The organism is uncultured Endozoicomonas sp. (genome assembly GCF_947495845.1).
GTDB lineage: Bacteria > Pseudomonadota > Gammaproteobacteria > Pseudomonadales > Endozoicomonadaceae > Endozoicomonas.
The window spans coordinates 1-17,348 of the sequence record NZ_CANMAO010000005.1; the positions used below are offsets into that span (position 1 = coordinate 1).

Here is a 17,348-nt window from a genome sequence, read left to right on the forward strand (position 1 = left end):
GCGCGGAAGTTGCGTTATACCATGCACTTGGCAAGCTACCTGAACCAGAAATTGCCCACAGATTTTACTGACGAGGCAAAAAAAATGACAGAGGAACAGCTGAGATTATAGTGAAGAAATATTGACGAAATCGTTTCGACAAGAAATTTTACTTAGATAATTCCAGTCGCTTGGGATGACAGGAAAAGCTCAGAAGGGAGTTTTACAGATTCAGAAGGTGGTCAATTTCTTCGTTCCAGACTTCAGCAAACTCTTTAAACTGGAATTTTTTGAAATCTTCGCCAAGATACTTCTTGACTCGACCGTGCGAAGGGTAAAGTTGTTGGCTCGAAATTTCTACAATCGCCTCTCTGACCAATTTATGTTTATGTATACGTTTTTGCGTCTGTTCCTCTGATCGAAAGTTTTTATTTTTCGATAGTAATACCTCCACCTCAACTGGAAAGTGATATCGCAAATAACCGACCCCGACATCCAGTTGACCGGCAAGAACTTTCAACGGCAATGCTGACTGCAGTTTGTTCAGCGTGAGATTGACCTGATGCCGAACCCATTCCTTTTTTGAACTGTTTGGAAACTGGCGCCTGCCTGCAATATTAATTTCAGTAATTTCCGGTCTGATTTTTTCAGGCTCAAGGAGCAATGTTTGAGGAGGCACTGAAACTGCAAGACAAAAGTTAATCAATGATGAGAGTGTTGGTCTGGTTTTCCGGGAGCTTAGTTTATCGGCACCCCACTGACAGATAGTTTCGCTAGAAAAACCAATTTCACCTTCCAGCTTTTTATAGGAAGTGACACCAAGGCCTAACATAACTCTGTTAAGCCCCCTGACAAGATTAACATCCAAATCTTCTTCTTTGGCCGCAGCTACTGAGCAATCAAGCAGGTTTAGCAGATATTTTTCTTTCCGGGTTAACGCTTTTGGTTCTCCGATCTTTCCACGACCAAGAAAAATCCCGCAATTGAAGCAGTACCCTATAGAAACCTGGCGCGGAATCATATGTTGGACTGCTCCACAAGAATGGCAATTTGATAGGAGTTTACATTCATCCAGTCAAAGCAAACACATCCAAGTCGACATTGTTCATCGAGTCATCTGGAGCTTCATAGTGGACAGAATATATTGAAAAAAAATACCAAACTGCCAAAATCCTTGAACAAAATATACATGCAATAATAACTACGAGAAAGGAACCCTCTGTCATGTCTTCAGAGAGCAAGCATGAACTTGTTTGGTGGAATATTTCGCATTTCAGAGGCGTCGGAGGCATAAAACTCCCCCTCTGGCACGGACTCATGTACCTTCTGATCGCGTTGCCAAGCTGGTTATTAATCACATTGCAAATATTCATCCCCAAGCTGCTACCCAGCGAGTTTGGCGAGTCACTGGCCACCGGCTTTGCCATTACCTTTTACGGGTTCATTTTCTATGCCGGAAACTGTCTGACCGAAAGCTATCAGCTGATCAAAAAGAACAACCTGTCGCGATACCCGATTATCTGGTTAGGCTGCTGGTCTGTTCTCGGCCTGAGAATGTTGGCGATGATCGCCATTCCCTCATTTATAATCACTTCCGCCTTGGGTGAACAATTTCCCTACAATGGCGAAGACCTTTTATTAATCCACCATGCCTTTCTGATTTTTGGCGTCTTTTTATCTCACCGGAAGATCAGGAAAACATTTGATCTCAGTGAAAGTTCAAACCAAGAAGAAAATCCGGAATTTACATCAGAGGGAGCGAGTGATCATGCGTAATTTTCTTATATGCCTGATGCTGATGTTAAGCCCACTAACAGCTTTAGCAGAGCTGAGTGTTGATGAACTAAAACATGCCTGTAGCCAATTCGTTGAGCAAGAAAAAGCCTGGTTTGAAAATCTGAGCACGTCAAAAGAAGAGGCATTTATGGCTGGACGCTGCGAAGGGGCTATCAAAGCCATTGTGGCTGATAGTCAAGGTTGCTACATCAGTAGCGGCAAATTGGTTAACGCTGCCATCAGGGTTGCTGAGTCCACATCGTCACGATCCGTTGCTACCCATATTCGTATCGCTCTTGGCTGTGAAAGGTATTAACTGAATGGGGGCCGTCACAAAGTACAGCGCCACTCGCCTTGTGGCCGATGCCCTGCAGGTAGATGAGAAACTTATTCCTGAGTCCCTCAGGAATAAAATCAACACCTATAAGGGCAATAAAACCATCCCACCGGAAATGTTTGATGTTTCCCAAAGTACCCATTATAAGAGCATTGATTTTAAGAAAGGCAACCTGACGTATATTAGAAACCTGATTATTCTTGATACGCTTTTTGCCAATACTCAAAAAGTGAAACCCATCATGCTTGGTACTCTCAGCCAACAGAAGAAAGCTGAAGAGGTAACCGCCATGATCTCTGATCTTGAGGCCAAAAAGGGTATTCTCAATGCACTGAGTGAACAGCTTGGTTCATTTAAAGCATTTCTACTGCAGGAAAACCTCGACCTGCATCACTCCGAACTCCCCAACCCATTTAGTGGAGGACGTTCCATTGGTGACCTGCTACTGGCTCAGATTGAAAGCAATGGCAATGATGAATTGAGTTCATACGATAAAATCCTGCGGGAGTACTTCACTGGCAAATATCAGGAAGTAGACACAATGCTCAACCTGCTGGATGAGACAACCGCAAACCAGCCTGAGTATAAGCTTTTAGCTGAGTTTGTCCGGCATGAAATAGCCAGTGCCAAGTCTTATCACAATTTTTTAAAAAATTTGTAATCCTCCTCTTTTTTGTGGGCTCCACAAATTCAAACTGAACCTGATCACTGCTGACAAGCAGTGATCAGGAGCACTGACGATGATGTTTCCTGAAGTTTACGAACACGAGGGCAATGCCCGTAATTGTTCATCAACGGTGCTGATACGTATGAAAAATTTAATTCTCTTTCACTTACTGAGCAAGGCACGACTTTCCAAGCGGGACGAGCAATTAAAAAACGAACTGCTCAGGGGGGAATCGTTATCTGCCAGAAAGGACAAGGAGAGCGAGGGTATGCAACATGACAAGGTGTCAGACAAGGAAGATTCAAAATCCCCATGACCCAACACCGGAGACTGAGGCCAAAACGTGGAAGGCATTACCCTATCCACACAAAGAAAGGGCAGTAAATATTTGTGATGGTCTTTTGTCTGGAAGAACGTATCGATCACTCGGTGGGAGAAAACTGGTGCGCAGGCCGGAAATTATTCGATTCTGTCTGGGAAAGCGATACCGACTAATTTGCGCAAGAAAGTCAAAACGCATTATTCCTCTCATGATTTTAACCCATGAGAGATACAACAAATTTTATAAAAGTATTTGAGCGTGGTTCATCATGAATAAAATCAGACAGTCGCTTTTAGTAACATTCGATTTTAGCCAGAGAGGAAAAAGCGGTACAGGGCTTGCCGCTGCCTCTTTAATATCAGCCTGCCGCAGTCATGAAGATTATGGGACATCATTCTTAATTGAACATTTGCCAATTAGAATGCCTGTTCACCCAGAAAAGCGACTATCTCACATAGACGTATACAACCAGATAACATCCCATAATGACATTCAGCGCATAGATAGTCTTATTATCGCTTGTTATGTCTGGAGCTCTGATCTCGTCAACCCACTGATTGCAAAATGCAGGGAAAATGGATTTACCGGAAAAATCATTTTGGGTGGGTATCAAATACACAGAGCAACTTGCAAAACCTTATACCCTGATGGAGATATCTATATCCCCGGATACGGAGAGGCTGCACTTCCCAAAGCCATTTTAATGGACAGACATATCACCTCTCAGGTCGTTGAGGAAAAAGTAGACTTTGAACATATTTCATCTCCATTTCTGGATGGATCATTCCAGTTGGAATATGGAATGGACATGATCCACTGGGAAACCTCCAGAGGCTGCCAGTTCAAATGCAACTTCTGCGCCCACAGGGATCTGGTAGAAACCAGCAAGGACAGAGTGCACCCAATGGGGTTTGATAAGATTAAAGCGGAGTTAGACCTGTTCAAAAAATTCAATGTCAAAAAGATCAACGTTTTGGACCCAGTGTTTAACCGCGGAGATTTAAATAAAAAGGTATTGAAATACGCAATTTCTATCAATTTACAGTCATTACTGTCTCTTCAGGTTCGATTCGAACTGATTGACGAAGAGTTTCTATTTCTATGCAAACAGCTAAACGTTGAACTTGAATTTGGCCTGCAGACAGCCATTGAAAAAGAATACAGAATTATAGAAAGACCAAATCATATGCCTTCTGTTGGAAAAGCTATTTCCCTATTGACACAATTCAAGCAACCCTTTGAGGTCAGTCTTATTTATGGCTTGCCTGAACAGACATTCAACAGTTTTAAACAGAGCATTCAATACCTGACCGATCGTTGCAACTGCATTATCAAAGCTTTCCCATTAATGCTTCTGGAAGGAACAGAGCTGATCAATCAGAAAGACAAGTTTGGTTTAAAGGAGGACGTCATTGATGAAAGCAAAATCCCACACGTTGTTGAAAGCCACAGCTTTACCCGCCAGGAATGGCAAAAAATGCACAATCACGCAAAATCACTAACCAACAATATGGAAGCTGCATAATGTTTATTGCTATCGAGGGGCTGGACGGTTCCGGGAAGTCAACAGTAACAACCGCTCTTGCCAGACATCTGAATATTGAGCATCTGACGACACCATCCACGCAATATAAAATGGTAAGAGCGGAAGTCGACCGGATTCATAATAATGATCCCTTTGCCCGACAGCTTTTTTACGCTTCCACTGTCATGCAGCTGTCCAATACGGTCAGCGAGATGATGAAAAGCGGGCGCTCAGCGATTGTGGACAGGTACTGGCTGTCAACTCAGGTGTACCATCATTGGAAAACTCAGGGAAATAGCTTTCCCCTGAAAGATGTTGAGTCCAGGCTTGTAGTCCCTGATGCTACCATTTTTATTCATGTGCCCTTTCAGGAAAGGAAGCATCGCATAAGTTCACGCAATGACAACACCACTGAAGATAACAAGACGTTAACGGCAGAGGCTGATAGCACATTGAATGAATTCTATCGGGTGATCGCAGGCAACAGCAAAGTTGTTGGTGAGTGGTTTGAAGTTGATGGAACACTCCCCACCCGTGAACTGGTTCAGCATATTTGTGATGTATTGAACAGATAACAAACAACTGGAATGCTGCTTACTACTGATCAACAAAAAGTATTTCTGATCTTTTCAAGATCCCTGATAATGTGGGAGGAAATGTTCTCCCACATTATTGCCATGGTGAAAAGACAATCCGGCAGCAAAGTTACAACACTCAATGTTTATAAAATGGATGATTAATGCAAAGCACTGCGCAACTGACGGACAGCCGAGAATTTACCTGGTTCCACGACCATCATCTTCTTTCTATCGATTGTTCCCACCACTTGAACTATCCCTGCAAAATTATTGTAGGCGGCTGGGAGAAGAAGTTGGATTGGGTGTCCATCATTGACAATGAAGTCGAAAAACCGGAATTCCATAACACTATTGCCTTTGACCTTTCTTCCATGGCACACAGCGACGATATCAAAGCCTGGCTGGAGACCATACCCAAAGACGTTAGCCATCAAATCGATTTCTTTGGTGCTCATAAATTCTTCGTACTGAAACTGGTTGCCCAATGGCAGGAAGCGAAAGATCTGTTTTTCAGCAACCCTGTCCTGCTCTGGTACTGGGTGGATTTCTGTATTGAACGTAAGCTGGATGCTGATACCGCCCGGGCCATGCTCTCCCTGAAGCAGCACCATATTCTTGCAACCATGGGATATTCAGACACCAAGTCTTTGAACCGCCTCCTTAAAAAGGTGAAGGTCGATAGCATCCAGCGATACTTTGCCAGCAAATTGCTGGCAATGATGACCAGACCGGATTTTTTGAAAAAACTTCGCCATTTTCACGAGTTAAACCAGCGACATATTGATGAATTGATCGCCATTCCTGAGCTGATACATTCACAATTGTTGAATGTGCTGAAAGACACAGAATGCCGTTGGGCAAGGGCTCGACTCATGAATATGATCCTGGACTGCCAGCGCATGAACCTCAGACTTGACAGAGAGCTTGCCAATTGCAGATCCGTTGCCGAATTGGAACGCATCCATGACAGAGTTGTTGCCCTGAGAAATGAAAACTACATCAATCGAATGGAAGTACGCAGGGATGAAGGCGGTAACCCTCTGCCATTTCCTGAGCCACCTCACCCTGGTAATGAATGGATCAAACCGGTTCTTACCTCTGATGCTTTGATTGACGAAGGTCGCTCTATGAAGCATTGCGTTGGGGCCTATGTTCGCAATGTCCAATCCGGAACTCATTATATTTACCACATGGACGACCCGGAACGTCTTACTATCAGTATCAAATTAAAAGACGGCAAACCCATAATACTCGAGCAGGTAGCCGGCCCCTGTAATCGCCAGCCTTCGAAAGAAGCAAAAGACAGAGTTGAGGGATGGTTTCTTCAGGTCACCAGTGAATGGAAAGCGAAATGAACGCAGTTCAGACATTGCTGGCTCAGCAACCGACAGATTTTCAAACACTCAATATTGGCGACACCTCTAAGCTCCAATTCCATCACTGGATTGTTGATACAACCATTGAACATGATCACGAGTTATTTTCAGGAGCACTGAAAGTCTCAATGCAAGAGGTGATGATTGCATTAAAGGATGAAGCACACCTTCTGGTGGGCTCTGTTATTCCAGACTACGAAGGTCCCTCTGTTCCAAATTCAATTTACCCTGAAGGGTTTAGCGCAAAAACCTTTATACAACGAATAGAAACTGATTTTATCTGGCGGCAGACAATGGAGGCACAAAAGCAACCAAACGCGCGACTTTTCAGCTTTGGGTATGAGTCAATATAATCACTTCCAATATCGCCTCATTTATATAAACTGTCGTCAGGTTAATGGACGACAGAATATGCCTGAAACACCCGAATGTTCTCTCCCTGAACAGCTGAAAAACATCACCGCTATCGATCTCGAAACGACTCTTCAGGGAGACATTCGTCATATTGGGGCCATGAACTCCAGCGGCGATACCTGGCAATCCAGAAAGTGCGATCAACATGTATTGAGTGACACTTTGTGTAAACTCGATCAGTTTTCCAACAACTGTCGTTTTGTGCTTGGCCATAACCTGATCGCTCATGATTTTCCTGTTCTCAAGGCCATCAATCCGGAGCTGGGGCTGCTGACAAAACCAGTCATTGATACGCTATTTCTCTCGCCCCTGGCATTTCCTCGTAACCCGTATCATCGCCTTATCAAGGATTACAAACTGGTTCGTGATGCCATCAACGACCCCGTCGCGGACGCACGACTGGCTTTGTCTATTTTTCAAGAGCAGTTTCAGTCTTTTGCCGACATGGCTGAATCAGAGCCTGACCTTCTCCGCTTTTATCATTACTGCTTTACCACCGCCAAGGTGGTTTCCGGTGAACAGGACTGTGCGGGGCTTGCGGCTGTTTTTCAGGCTCTGGTTCCTCAACCATTCCATAATGATCGCGAAGCATTAATGGCACTGATCAAGCTCTGTAAAGGGCTGGCCTGCCCGAAACAGATCAATCGCATTGCCATGCGCCATCTACCAAAGTCGGATATGCGGGTGATGTTACCCTACTGCATCGCCTGGCTGAAAGTATCTGGCGGCAACTCCGTATTACCGCCATGGGTGCGCCATCGTTTCCCGGAAATCCCCGGTTTGTTAAAACAGCTAAGGGATATGCATTGCGGGAATGATGAGTGCATCTACTGTCAGGACAATCACAACCCGGTTAAACAACTGCAGCAGTACTTTAATTATCCTGATTTTCGTCGCAGCAAAGATGGCTCACCCCTGCAGCACAACATTGTTCAGGAAGGCATGAACGATCAGTCCCTTCTGGGCATTCTACCCACTGGCGGTGGTAAGTCGATCTGCTTCCAGATTCCTGCTTTGGTTCGTTACCATCGCCGAGGGCTGCTTACAGTCGTTATCTCTCCACTCCAGGCTCTGATGAAAGATCAGGTCGACAATCTAAGAAAGAAAACCGGTTCCATCGCAGTCGGTGCCATCTACGGCATGCTGACGCCGCCGGAACGTGGCGCTATGTTGGAACAGGTGCGGATGGGCGACATTGGTATTCTGTATATCTCTCCAGAGCAATTACGCAACAAATCGGTTATTCAAACACTGAATCAGCGGGAGATTGGCTGCTGGGTATTTGATGAAGCCCACTGTCTCTCCAAATGGGGTCATGATTTTCGGCCAGACTATCTCTACTGTGGCCGTTTTATTCGGGAACAGTCAGAACAGTTGAAACTGCCCGTTCCCCCGGTTGCCTGTTATACGGCAACGGCCAAAATGGATGTCATTGACGATATCTGCCAGCACTTCCGTGAACGACTGGATCAGGAGCTGATGCTATTTCAAGGCGGTGTGGAACGCACTAACTTGTCCTATGAAGTTCATCTTGTTACTCAGGCGTCCAAGTTTGGCCGCGTCGCCGAACTGATTGAAGAGCGGCTACCGGAAAACAGTAGTTGTGTTGTCTATTGCGCCACCCGGAAGAACACCGAAGCATTATCTGAGTTTCTGGCAAAAAAGGGACTGTCGGTCACCTACTTTCATGGAGGTCTGGATTCAGCCAGAAAGAAAGAGGTACTGGAACATTTCATTGACGGTGAACCACCCATCATCTGTGCCACCAATGCCTTCGGTATGGGGGTTGATAAAAACAACGTACGTCTGGTGGTTCACGCCGATATTCCGGGCTCCCTGGAGAATTACCTGCAGGAAGCTGGACGAGCCGGCAGGGATGAACAACCTGCAGAGTGCGTCTTACTCTTTGATGAGCAGGATATTGAAACCCAATTCAAACTGGGTGCACTGTCCGAAGTTCGGCTGAAAGATATCCAGCAAATTCTGAAAGGCCTACGTCGCCTTGAGAAAAAGCCCGGGCAGGACGTGGTCATTACCACCGGAGAACTGCTGCGTTCCGATCATGTCAGCACGTCTTTTAATCTGGATGACAAGTCTGCGGACACTAAAGTCAAAACCGCTGTCGCCTGGCTGGAGCGTGGTGGTTTTATGGAGCGCAACGAGAATGCTAACCAGGTTTTTCAGGGCAAACCTCTTTTTGCAACACTTGAAGAAGCCACCGCCAAACTGGATAAACTGCAGCTGTCTTCCCACAAGCGCCGCCAGTGGGAACTCATTATCCATGCCCTGATTAATGCAGATCCTGATGAAGGTCTTAGCGCTGACCTTCTGGCTGAACAGATAGGCCGCGAGATCAAGGATGAACAGCAAAGAAACGGCATCGACACCACGCTGGTGATGGGCATACTCAACCAGATGGGCGATGCCGGTCTGGTTTCCAGCGGCCTGCTGATGACGGCATTTCTCAGACCCAAAGGTAAGAACAACGCAAAAAGCAGTTTTCAAAAGCTCTGTAAACTTGAACGACAGATGGTCTCGGTTTTGCAAGAAGCGCATCCGGACGACCATGAGCAAGATGCCCTTCCACTGGATTTAAGACAGCTAAACCAACTGCTGCTGGATAAGCAACTGGATTACAGCAATCCTGACCTGCTGCGAAATCTGCTGAAAAGTGTGTCGGAAGATGGCAAAGGTCTGGCAGGCTCCCGAGGCAGTCTGGAGTTCAACTACATCTATAAGGATCATTACAGCATCAAGCTGGCCAGACCCTGGAAAACACTTATTCAGATTATGGAACGGAGACATTCGCTCTCTCTGGCCATTCTTGAAGAACTGTATCGTGCGCTTAAATCCGGTGAGACATCCTCTCAAAGTGAAGTCAAAGTAGAGTTTTCACTGGAAACTCTTCGTGATTCCATCACCAGAGACATGACCTTGAATGTCCCTCAGGACAAAGTATTGGCTGCTATTGAACGTGGGCTGCTGTTTCTCCATGAACAGAACGTCATTATTCTGCAGCAAGGACTTGCCGTATTTCGTCAGGCCATGACGCTGCAAATGAACAGTGAGGCGAAAGGTCGGCGCTACAACAAAGGCGATTACGATCCACTGGATCGGCACTATAAGGCAAGAGTGACCCAAGTGCATGTAATGAATGAGTATGTACGACTGGGCCAGGATAATATGGTGGCAGCACTTCGACTGATTCAGGATTATTTTGAGCAGGACAACGTCACTTTTCTCAATCGTTATTTCAAAGACAGAAAGCAATTACTGGAACTGGCCACCAGTCAACAGTCCCTGAAAACCATTGTTGACGATCTGGGTAATCCTCAGCAACAAGCCATTGTTCAAGCACCAGTAGATAAGAATATGCTGGTATTGGCTGGCCCTGGTGCAGGAAAGACAAGGGTTGTCGTGCATCGTTGTGCCTACCTGATGCGTATTGCCCGGGTGAGACCTTTCAGTATCCTGGTGCTTTGCTATAACCACAGCGCCGCATTAACTCTGCGTAAACGTCTACAGGCATTGCTGGGAAATGAAGCCCGGGAAATTACAGTCCAAACCTTCCACGGCCTTGCCATGCGTTTGACCGGAGCCAGTATCGAGCAGAATAAACAGCAAGACTTTAACTTTGACGAGCTGATACCTAAAGCAACCGCATTGTTAAGAGGCGATATTCTGCTGCCCGGCATTGCCGGTGATCAGGCAAGGGAACGATTACTGGAAGGTTTTCAACATATCTTAGTGGATGAATACCAGGACATCGACGAACTGCAATACGACATGATTTCAGCAATCGCTGGTCGTTCTTTGGAAGATGGCGAAGATAAGCTGAGCATTATGGCGGTGGGTGATGATGACCAAAGTATTTATGGTTTTCGCCAAGCCAATGTTCGATTTATCCGACAGTTTGAAGACGATTATCAGGCAGAGCGCCACTACCTCGTGCAAAACTACCGCTCAACGCAACATATTATTAAGGCGGCTAATCAACTGATTGCTCATAATCAGGATCGAATGAAAACCGAACATGCCATTACTATTAATGACAGTCGTCGTGCTCAACCAGAAGGCGGCGCACTCGCCCTGTCAGATCCGTTGGTGCAGGGTAAGGTTCATCTGCTGTCCTGTGAGAATCTGGCTCAACAGACATTAGCCGCACTCAATGAAGTCCGTCGTCTAAAAGAAATTGCCGATGATCTCCAATGGCAGGATATTGCCATATTGGCAAGAAACGGTATCAGTAAACCAGAACTCAGCCATATCCGCTCAGCATTTGAACAGCATGGTGTGCCGTTGAGCCTTCCGCTTGAAAGTGGCCAAAGTCTGCCATTGACCCGGGTTCGGGAGTTCCATCAGGCGCTGGCAAAACTGAATCAGCATCAACACGAGCTGGCAGACATCCACCAACTCACAACCTGGCTTGATGAACTGGCCTTACCGGATTCCACCTGGCGACAAAGGTTGTATGATGTGCTGGATCATTGGGCCGTCGAAAGTGGTGGCATTGAACTGCCCGTCTCTGCATTTACTGCATCACTCATTGATTATTTGCGCGAAACCCGCCGGGAACAACGGCTGGGTGAAGGCGTTCACCTCGGGACTGTTCATGGTTCAAAAGGCATGGAATTTAAAGTCGTCATTATTCTGGACGGAGGCTGGGAACTTCGAAACGAGAATAATACAGAAGAAGAACGTCGTCTTTTTTATGTAGGCATGACCCGGGCAATGGAGCAACTCGTGATTCTGAAAAGAAAGGATCAGAATAATCCGCACCTCTCTGCACCCATAAACGAGGATAACTGCATACAACGTGCCGCATGTATAGAAGGCCATTACACAGCAAAACACTACTCATTGCTGGGAATGAAAGACCTCTATCTGAGCTACGCCGGGCGTATGGAAACATCACACCAGATTCACAGGCAGCTTGGCATTATGAATGTTGGCGATACAGTGCCAATCAAACAATCTGGAAAATTCATTGAGTTTATCAGCCAAGGTCAACCGGTGGTTGCACTGTCCAGACAACAAAACGAGTATTGGAACAAACGCAACATTACCCAATATCAGGGGCGGGTTATTGCTATGGTGAAACGCTTTAAACAAGATTCTGAAGAAGAGTACCAGGCCAGCCATAAGTGTGAGGAGTGGGAAGTGCCTGTCATAGAGCTGACTTATTGATTAGTCAGTTCTGACTCCAGATGAAAGAAAGTCATCCAATAATCCAACTTACCTCATCCAGCCCCTACTCCTTGATCTGTCATCATCCTGGCTTAACTCTTGAAACAAGCAAAACCATCCCACTCTCCTGAACGATGGGCAATATGTCCGTATCAAGCCATCAAAAACTCAACCACAACAACAAAAAACCATAAGTAACTGATTTATAAGGATTTCACCTTTCAAAAAGTCGACTGAAATAATGGACATTTTTTACTGCAAACTTTTGGACATTTTACGAAATTTATTTTTGGACATATTATCCTCAAAAAGTAGGATTTATGGACATTTTATCAAGTGTAACGAAATGTAGAATCAGGGTTTCAAGGGAGAAAAGCGGACATTTTATGGTGAAAAGCTGTGACACTTTTTGTCATTATGGATATTCTAATTATTATTACCCAGCTTATCTTTGAACCTATTCTGAATATATCACTCTGTATTCTTTTATCTCTTCAAAAAGCCAGAGAAAGATTATCATGGGATTAGATACTAAAGAGTCAGGGTCAACATCCCTTCCTAATATCTACCTTAAAGCTCCACATAGCACTACCAACGATTCAACGAGACACATAACATCTTATGGAAGACTTGCTCGCTACAACGAAGCGGTCTGTACACGCGCATTCAAATCACTGGCTTGGAGCGTGAGATCGCCTCTTAAGGCAAGAAAAGTTGGCGAAATAGATATACAAGTCAAAAGCGGACCCAAGCTTATATAAAAATTTGCCTAAAAAAACTCCGCTGAGCGCGGAGTTTTCTATATCAACCGTTGTCTGAGGAAGCAGCCTTGGGCTGTTCTGCATTCTCGTAGATCAACAACGGCTCAGAGTCGCCATTAATCACAGAAGCATCAATAACCACTTTTGAGATACTTTCATCAGAAGGAATCTCGTACATGGATTCCAACAACACTGACTCAAGAATAGAACGAAGACCACGAGCTCCGGTTTTACGTTCCATTGCTTTTTTGGCAACCGCCTGTAAGGCGTCCTGACGGAAATCCACTTCGACGTCTTCCATATCGAACAGCTTGCTGTACTGTTTGGTTAACGCATTTTTTGGTTCAATCAGAATACGCACCAGCGCTTCTTCGTCCAGCTCTTCCAACGTGGCGATAACCGGCAGACGACCAACAAATTCTGGAATCAGACCGAATTTCACCAGATCTTCTGGTTCCACTTCTTTGAAAGTTTCACCCAGATCTTTTTTGTCATCTTTACTGGTAACTTCTGCAGAGAAACCGATACCGGATTTCTCGGTACGCCCTTTAATCACTTTATCCAGACCGGCGAACGCACCGCCACAAATAAAGAGAATATTGGATGTGTCCACCTGCAGGAATTCCTGCTGAGGATGCTTTCTGCCACCCTGAGGAGGAACAGAAGCCACTGTACCTTCAATCAGTTTCAGCAGCGCCTGCTGAACACCTTCACCGGATACATCGCGGGTGATGGATGGATTGTCAGACTTGCGGGAAATCTTGTCGATCTCATCAATGTAAACAATACCCATCTGGGCTTTTTCTACATCGTAATCGCATTTCTGCAGCAGTTTCTGAATGATGTTTTCAACATCTTCGCCCACGTAACCAGCTTCGGTCAGTGTAGTCGCGTCAGCAATAGTGAACGGTACGTTCAGCATTCTTGCCAATGTTTCTGCCAGCAGCGTTTTACCACTACCGGTTGGTCCGATCAGCAGAATGTTACTTTTACCCAGCTCAACGTCGTCTTTATTCTTGTCGCCCTTTGCTTCACCAAAGCGCAAACGCTTGTAATGGTTATAAACGGCGACAGAAAGGACTTTCTTGGCTCGTGGCTGGCCAATAACGTATTCGTCAAGGGTGTCCTTGATTTCACGGGGGATAGGCAGCTTATCAGAGGATTCTTCGCTGCTACCCTCCTGAATTTCTTCACGTATGATGTCGTTGCACAGGTCAACACATTCATCACAGATAAATACGGACGGGCCGGCAATCAGCTTGCGAACTTCATGCTGACTCTTTCCGCAGAAAGAGCAGTACAGCAGCTTGCTATCTTCGCCCTTACCGCTTGTTTCGTCGGTCATTCGATTACCCTGTTATACGGACAATGCCTGCCCTGCACTTAAATTCTGGAAATTAGCCCTATTTACCAATCCAAACAACTTTCATGGTGTCATATAGGTAAGATGCAGGCATCGGGGCATGTTTTCAAGTGCCTGACCACTGAGAACCTAAAATTCACAGCTTGATCCGGCCCAATGCCTGACTTTGCACGATTGCTCTGCACGATCACTGTGCAAAATAGACCAACCCTGAAAGCCAAACTCGCTAATTAGTGTTCAACGACTTCGTGCAAAAATCAACCTGAAAGGAGTATCCGGTAAAGAAAATGTGTATTTTCAATACCGGTTATGGAAGAAAAGTCAGAAGTTTACTTCTTGGCTTTACTGCCTGCAGAGCGGTCACTCATTACCTGATCGATCAGGCCATATTTCACCGCATCTTCACCATTCATGAAATTATCACGATCCGTATCACGCTCAATGATATCCATAGGCTGACCGGTGTGGTGAGCCAGCACCTGGTTCAACTTGTGACGGATGCTCAGGATTTCTTTGGCGTGGATTTCGATATCTGACGCTTGCCCCTGGAAGCCACCCAATGGCTGATGAATCATCACACGGGAGTGTGGCAGACAGTAACGCTTACCTGCAGCACCACCCGCCAGCAACAACGCCCCCATGCTGGCCGCCTGACCAATACACATGGTGGAAACATCTGGCTTGATAAACTGCATGGTGTCGTAAATTGACATACCTGCAGTCACAGAGCCACCTGGAGAGTTGATGTAGAGATGAATATCTTTATCCGGGTTTTCAGATTCCAGGAAAAGCAGCTGGGCAACCACCAGGTTCGCCATGTGATCTTCAACCTGGCCTACCAGGAAAATCACTCGCTCCTTTAAGAGGCGGGAGTAGATATCGTAAGATCGCTCACCTCTGGCCGATTGCTCAACGACAATAGGCACCAGCCCAGAGTTGGTAATTGCCACGGCGTATGGGTCATTCAGATTGGACATATCCTGTCTTCACTCCTTGCCTGAGTCGTAAAAAGAATCGAAGAAAAAACGGCCATTTCAATCATTGAAACAGCCGCTTGCATACCAGATTAAAACGACCAGAGCAGATAAAACCTTAGCTTTTAGCGACTTTGTCTTATAACGACATCGTCTTATAACAACACAGTTTTATCCGCTCAAATCAGAAGTCGCCTTACTCAGCGGCTTCTTCTGCTTCTTCAGCAGCTTCTTCAACACGTTCTGCTGGCTTGATCGCTTCCTGATAGCTGCAGGACTTCTCGGAAACCTGAGCTGCGTCAAGAATAGTATCTACCACCTGCTCTTCCAGAACAACATACTTGATCTGAGAAAGCTGTTCATCGTTGCTGTAGTACCAGTCGATAACCTGCTGTGGCTCCTGATAAGCGGAAGCCATTTCTTCAATCATGGCACGAACACGCTCGTCGTCCACTTTTACTTCACGCTGCTTAACCACTTCACCGATCAGCAGGCCGAGAGCAACGCGCTTCTTAGCATCGCTTTCGAACAGTTCAGCAGGCAGTTGCTTAGGATCGAAACCACCCTGAGCACCACCAAACTGTTGAACAGCCTGTTCGCGCATGCGGTCAATTTCCTGAGCAGCCAGAGAGGAAGGCACTTCTACTTCGTGAGTATTCAGCAGACCGTCCATTACCTGATTTTTCACTTTGCTCTTAATGGCCTGACGCAGTTCACGCTCCATGTTCTTGGAAACTTCAGTACGGAAGCCTTCCAGACCACCTTCGCTTACGCCAAAGCGAGCAAAGAACTCATCGTTCATTTCTGGCAGAGCCGGCCCTTCAACCTTGTGTACCTTGCAGGCAAACTCAACAGCCTGACCAGCCAGATCTTCCGCTTGATAATCTTCAGGGAACGTCACAGACAGTACTTTTTCTTCGCCGGCAGAGACACCAACCAGACCGTCTTCAAAACCTGGAATCATACGGCCGGAACCCAGTTCCAGAGTAGAATTCTCAGCGCTGCCACCTTCGAAGGCTTCGCCATCTTTAGTACCAACGTAATCAAAAGTCAGACGGTCGCCCTGCTCAGCAGCACGCTCAACCACCTCAAAGGTGTTGCTCTGCTTGCGCAGGGTTTCGATCATTTCGTCGATGTCGGATTCCTGAACTTCAGCAACCGGACGCTCTACGATAATGTCTTTGAATTCGTTCAGAGCGATTTCTGGATACACCTCGAAAGTGGCAACGAAAGTAAAACCTTCATCGTTATCAGACTTCGCTTCTACAGAAGGTGCGCCCGCTGGATTCAGCTTCTGTTCTGTGATGGCTTCGATGAAAGAGGATTGCATCATCTCACCAAGCACTTCTTGTCTGGCGCCTTCGCCGTAACGACGCTTAACCACTTTCATCGGGACTTTACCTGGACGGAAGCCGTCCAGACGCACGCGGCGGGAAAGGTCCTGCAGACGCTTGTTCACTTCGTTGTTAATGTCTTCAACAGCAACAGTGATGGTCAGCTTACGCTCAATACCGGTGGTTTCTTCAAGAGAGAATTGCATTTTTGTTCCTCAACACCAAACCTGTGTAGCAAAGGGTCAAAAGGCGCATAGGCTAGCAAAGATGACCGATAATGCACAGGCACTTTTCAGGCATCACTTACTACACAGATTGCAGAAAGGTCAGGAATTATTATTCATTCCGGCTCCCTGCAGAATGTGCACTACTCTCACTTTTCTCCAGCAAAAACCGTCAGATTGAAAGGCTGTTAATGATAAGCAACGTTTAGAAGCTGTTCATAATCTTTCTGCGAGCCGAAAACGATCATGAACCACTTCTTAGACCCCTGACACAGCAGCCCTGGCCCAGCTTTCTACCCATCAATCTGTCACGTTTCTCCGAAGCCAAGGACTAGTAGGTCCATACGCCCCCATCAGGGCAGTTTCTTTGGATGAAACATACAAAAACGGGGATAAGCATGCTTATCCCCGTTAATGATTGGTGCGGATGGAGAGACTCGAACTCTCACGCCTTTCGGCACTGGTACCTAAAACCAGCGTGTCTACCAATTCCACCACATCCGCTCACAATGCTTCCATAGCGCACGCGAA

Annotated in this window: 13 protein-coding genes and 1 tRNA gene; 9 read left to right on the forward strand and 5 right to left on the reverse strand. The window is 46.0% G+C overall.

The window, feature by feature from the left end; all coding sequences use genetic code 11:
- Window positions 1-202: 202 nt before the first annotated feature.
- Window positions 203-1,000, reverse strand: coding sequence for a hypothetical protein (locus Q1B11_RS05470; RefSeq protein WP_299728806.1), 798 nt, complete (start codon window positions 998-1,000; stop codon window positions 203-205).
- Between the two features lie 296 nt (window positions 1,001-1,296).
- Here Q1B11_RS05470 and Q1B11_RS05475 point away from each other — a divergent pair, with 296 nt between their 5' ends.
- From Q1B11_RS05475 to Q1B11_RS05515, 9 genes are all read left to right on the forward strand, one after another.
- Window positions 1,297-1,755: a hypothetical protein gene (locus tag Q1B11_RS05475; RefSeq protein ID WP_299728809.1), complete on the forward strand. Its 459-nt coding sequence runs from the start codon at window positions 1,297-1,299 to the stop codon at window positions 1,753-1,755.
- On the forward strand, window positions 1,748-2,071 hold the full coding sequence (locus Q1B11_RS05480) for a hypothetical protein (RefSeq protein WP_299728812.1): 324 nt from the start codon (window positions 1,748-1,750) through the stop codon (window positions 2,069-2,071). Before Q1B11_RS05475 ends, Q1B11_RS05480 begins: the two co-directional genes overlap by 8 nt.
- Window positions 2,072-2,075: 4 nt before the next feature.
- Complete coding sequence (locus Q1B11_RS05485) at window positions 2,076-2,753, forward strand: hypothetical protein (protein ID WP_299728815.1); 678 nt, start codon at window positions 2,076-2,078, stop codon at window positions 2,751-2,753.
- A gap of 79 nt (window positions 2,754-2,832) precedes the next feature.
- On the forward strand, window positions 2,833-3,075 hold the full coding sequence (locus Q1B11_RS05490; RefSeq protein WP_299728818.1) for a hypothetical protein: 243 nt from the start codon (window positions 2,833-2,835) through the stop codon (window positions 3,073-3,075).
- 274 nt (window positions 3,076-3,349) lie between these two features.
- Window positions 3,350-4,606, forward strand: coding sequence for a radical SAM protein (locus Q1B11_RS05495; protein ID WP_299728822.1), 1,257 nt, complete (start codon window positions 3,350-3,352; stop codon window positions 4,604-4,606).
- Window positions 4,606-5,181: an AAA family ATPase gene (locus tag Q1B11_RS05500; RefSeq protein ID WP_299728825.1), complete on the forward strand. Its 576-nt coding sequence runs from the start codon at window positions 4,606-4,608 to the stop codon at window positions 5,179-5,181. Before Q1B11_RS05495 ends, Q1B11_RS05500 begins: the two co-directional genes overlap by 1 nt.
- Before the next feature lie 164 nt (window positions 5,182-5,345).
- Window positions 5,346-6,539, forward strand: a complete 1,194-nt coding sequence (locus Q1B11_RS05505) for a PcfJ domain-containing protein (RefSeq protein ID WP_299728828.1) — start codon at window positions 5,346-5,348, stop codon at window positions 6,537-6,539.
- The gene (locus Q1B11_RS05510; RefSeq protein WP_299728831.1) at window positions 6,536-6,913 is read left to right on the forward strand and encodes a hypothetical protein; all 378 of its coding nucleotides are present in this window, start codon (window positions 6,536-6,538) and stop codon (window positions 6,911-6,913) included. Before Q1B11_RS05505 ends, Q1B11_RS05510 begins: the two co-directional genes overlap by 4 nt.
- The gene (locus Q1B11_RS05515) at window positions 6,900-12,161 is read left to right on the forward strand and encodes a RecQ family ATP-dependent DNA helicase (protein ID WP_299728834.1); all 5,262 of its coding nucleotides are present in this window, start codon (window positions 6,900-6,902) and stop codon (window positions 12,159-12,161) included. The genes Q1B11_RS05510 and Q1B11_RS05515 overlap by 14 nt, the downstream gene beginning before the upstream one ends.
- Window positions 12,162-12,965: 804 nt before the next feature.
- On the opposite strand, the gene clpX is transcribed toward Q1B11_RS05515, so the two are convergent.
- The 4 genes from clpX to Q1B11_RS05535 form a co-directional block, all read right to left on the reverse strand.
- Complete coding sequence (gene clpX, locus Q1B11_RS05520) at window positions 12,966-14,267, reverse strand: ATP-dependent Clp protease ATP-binding subunit ClpX (protein WP_299728837.1); 1,302 nt, start codon at window positions 14,265-14,267, stop codon at window positions 12,966-12,968.
- Window positions 14,268-14,614: 347 nt separating this feature from the next.
- Entirely contained in the window at window positions 14,615-15,262 is a 648-nt protein-coding gene (clpP, locus tag Q1B11_RS05525; RefSeq protein ID WP_299728840.1) for an ATP-dependent Clp endopeptidase proteolytic subunit ClpP, read from the reverse strand.
- 193 nt (window positions 15,263-15,455) lie between these two features.
- Window positions 15,456-16,799, reverse strand: coding sequence for a trigger factor (tig, locus tag Q1B11_RS05530; protein WP_299728843.1), 1,344 nt, complete (start codon window positions 16,797-16,799; stop codon window positions 15,456-15,458).
- A gap of 437 nt (window positions 16,800-17,236) precedes the next feature.
- Window positions 17,237-17,321: transfer RNA gene (locus tag Q1B11_RS05535), tRNA-Leu, on the reverse strand.
- Between the last annotated feature and the right edge of the window lie 27 nt (window positions 17,322-17,348).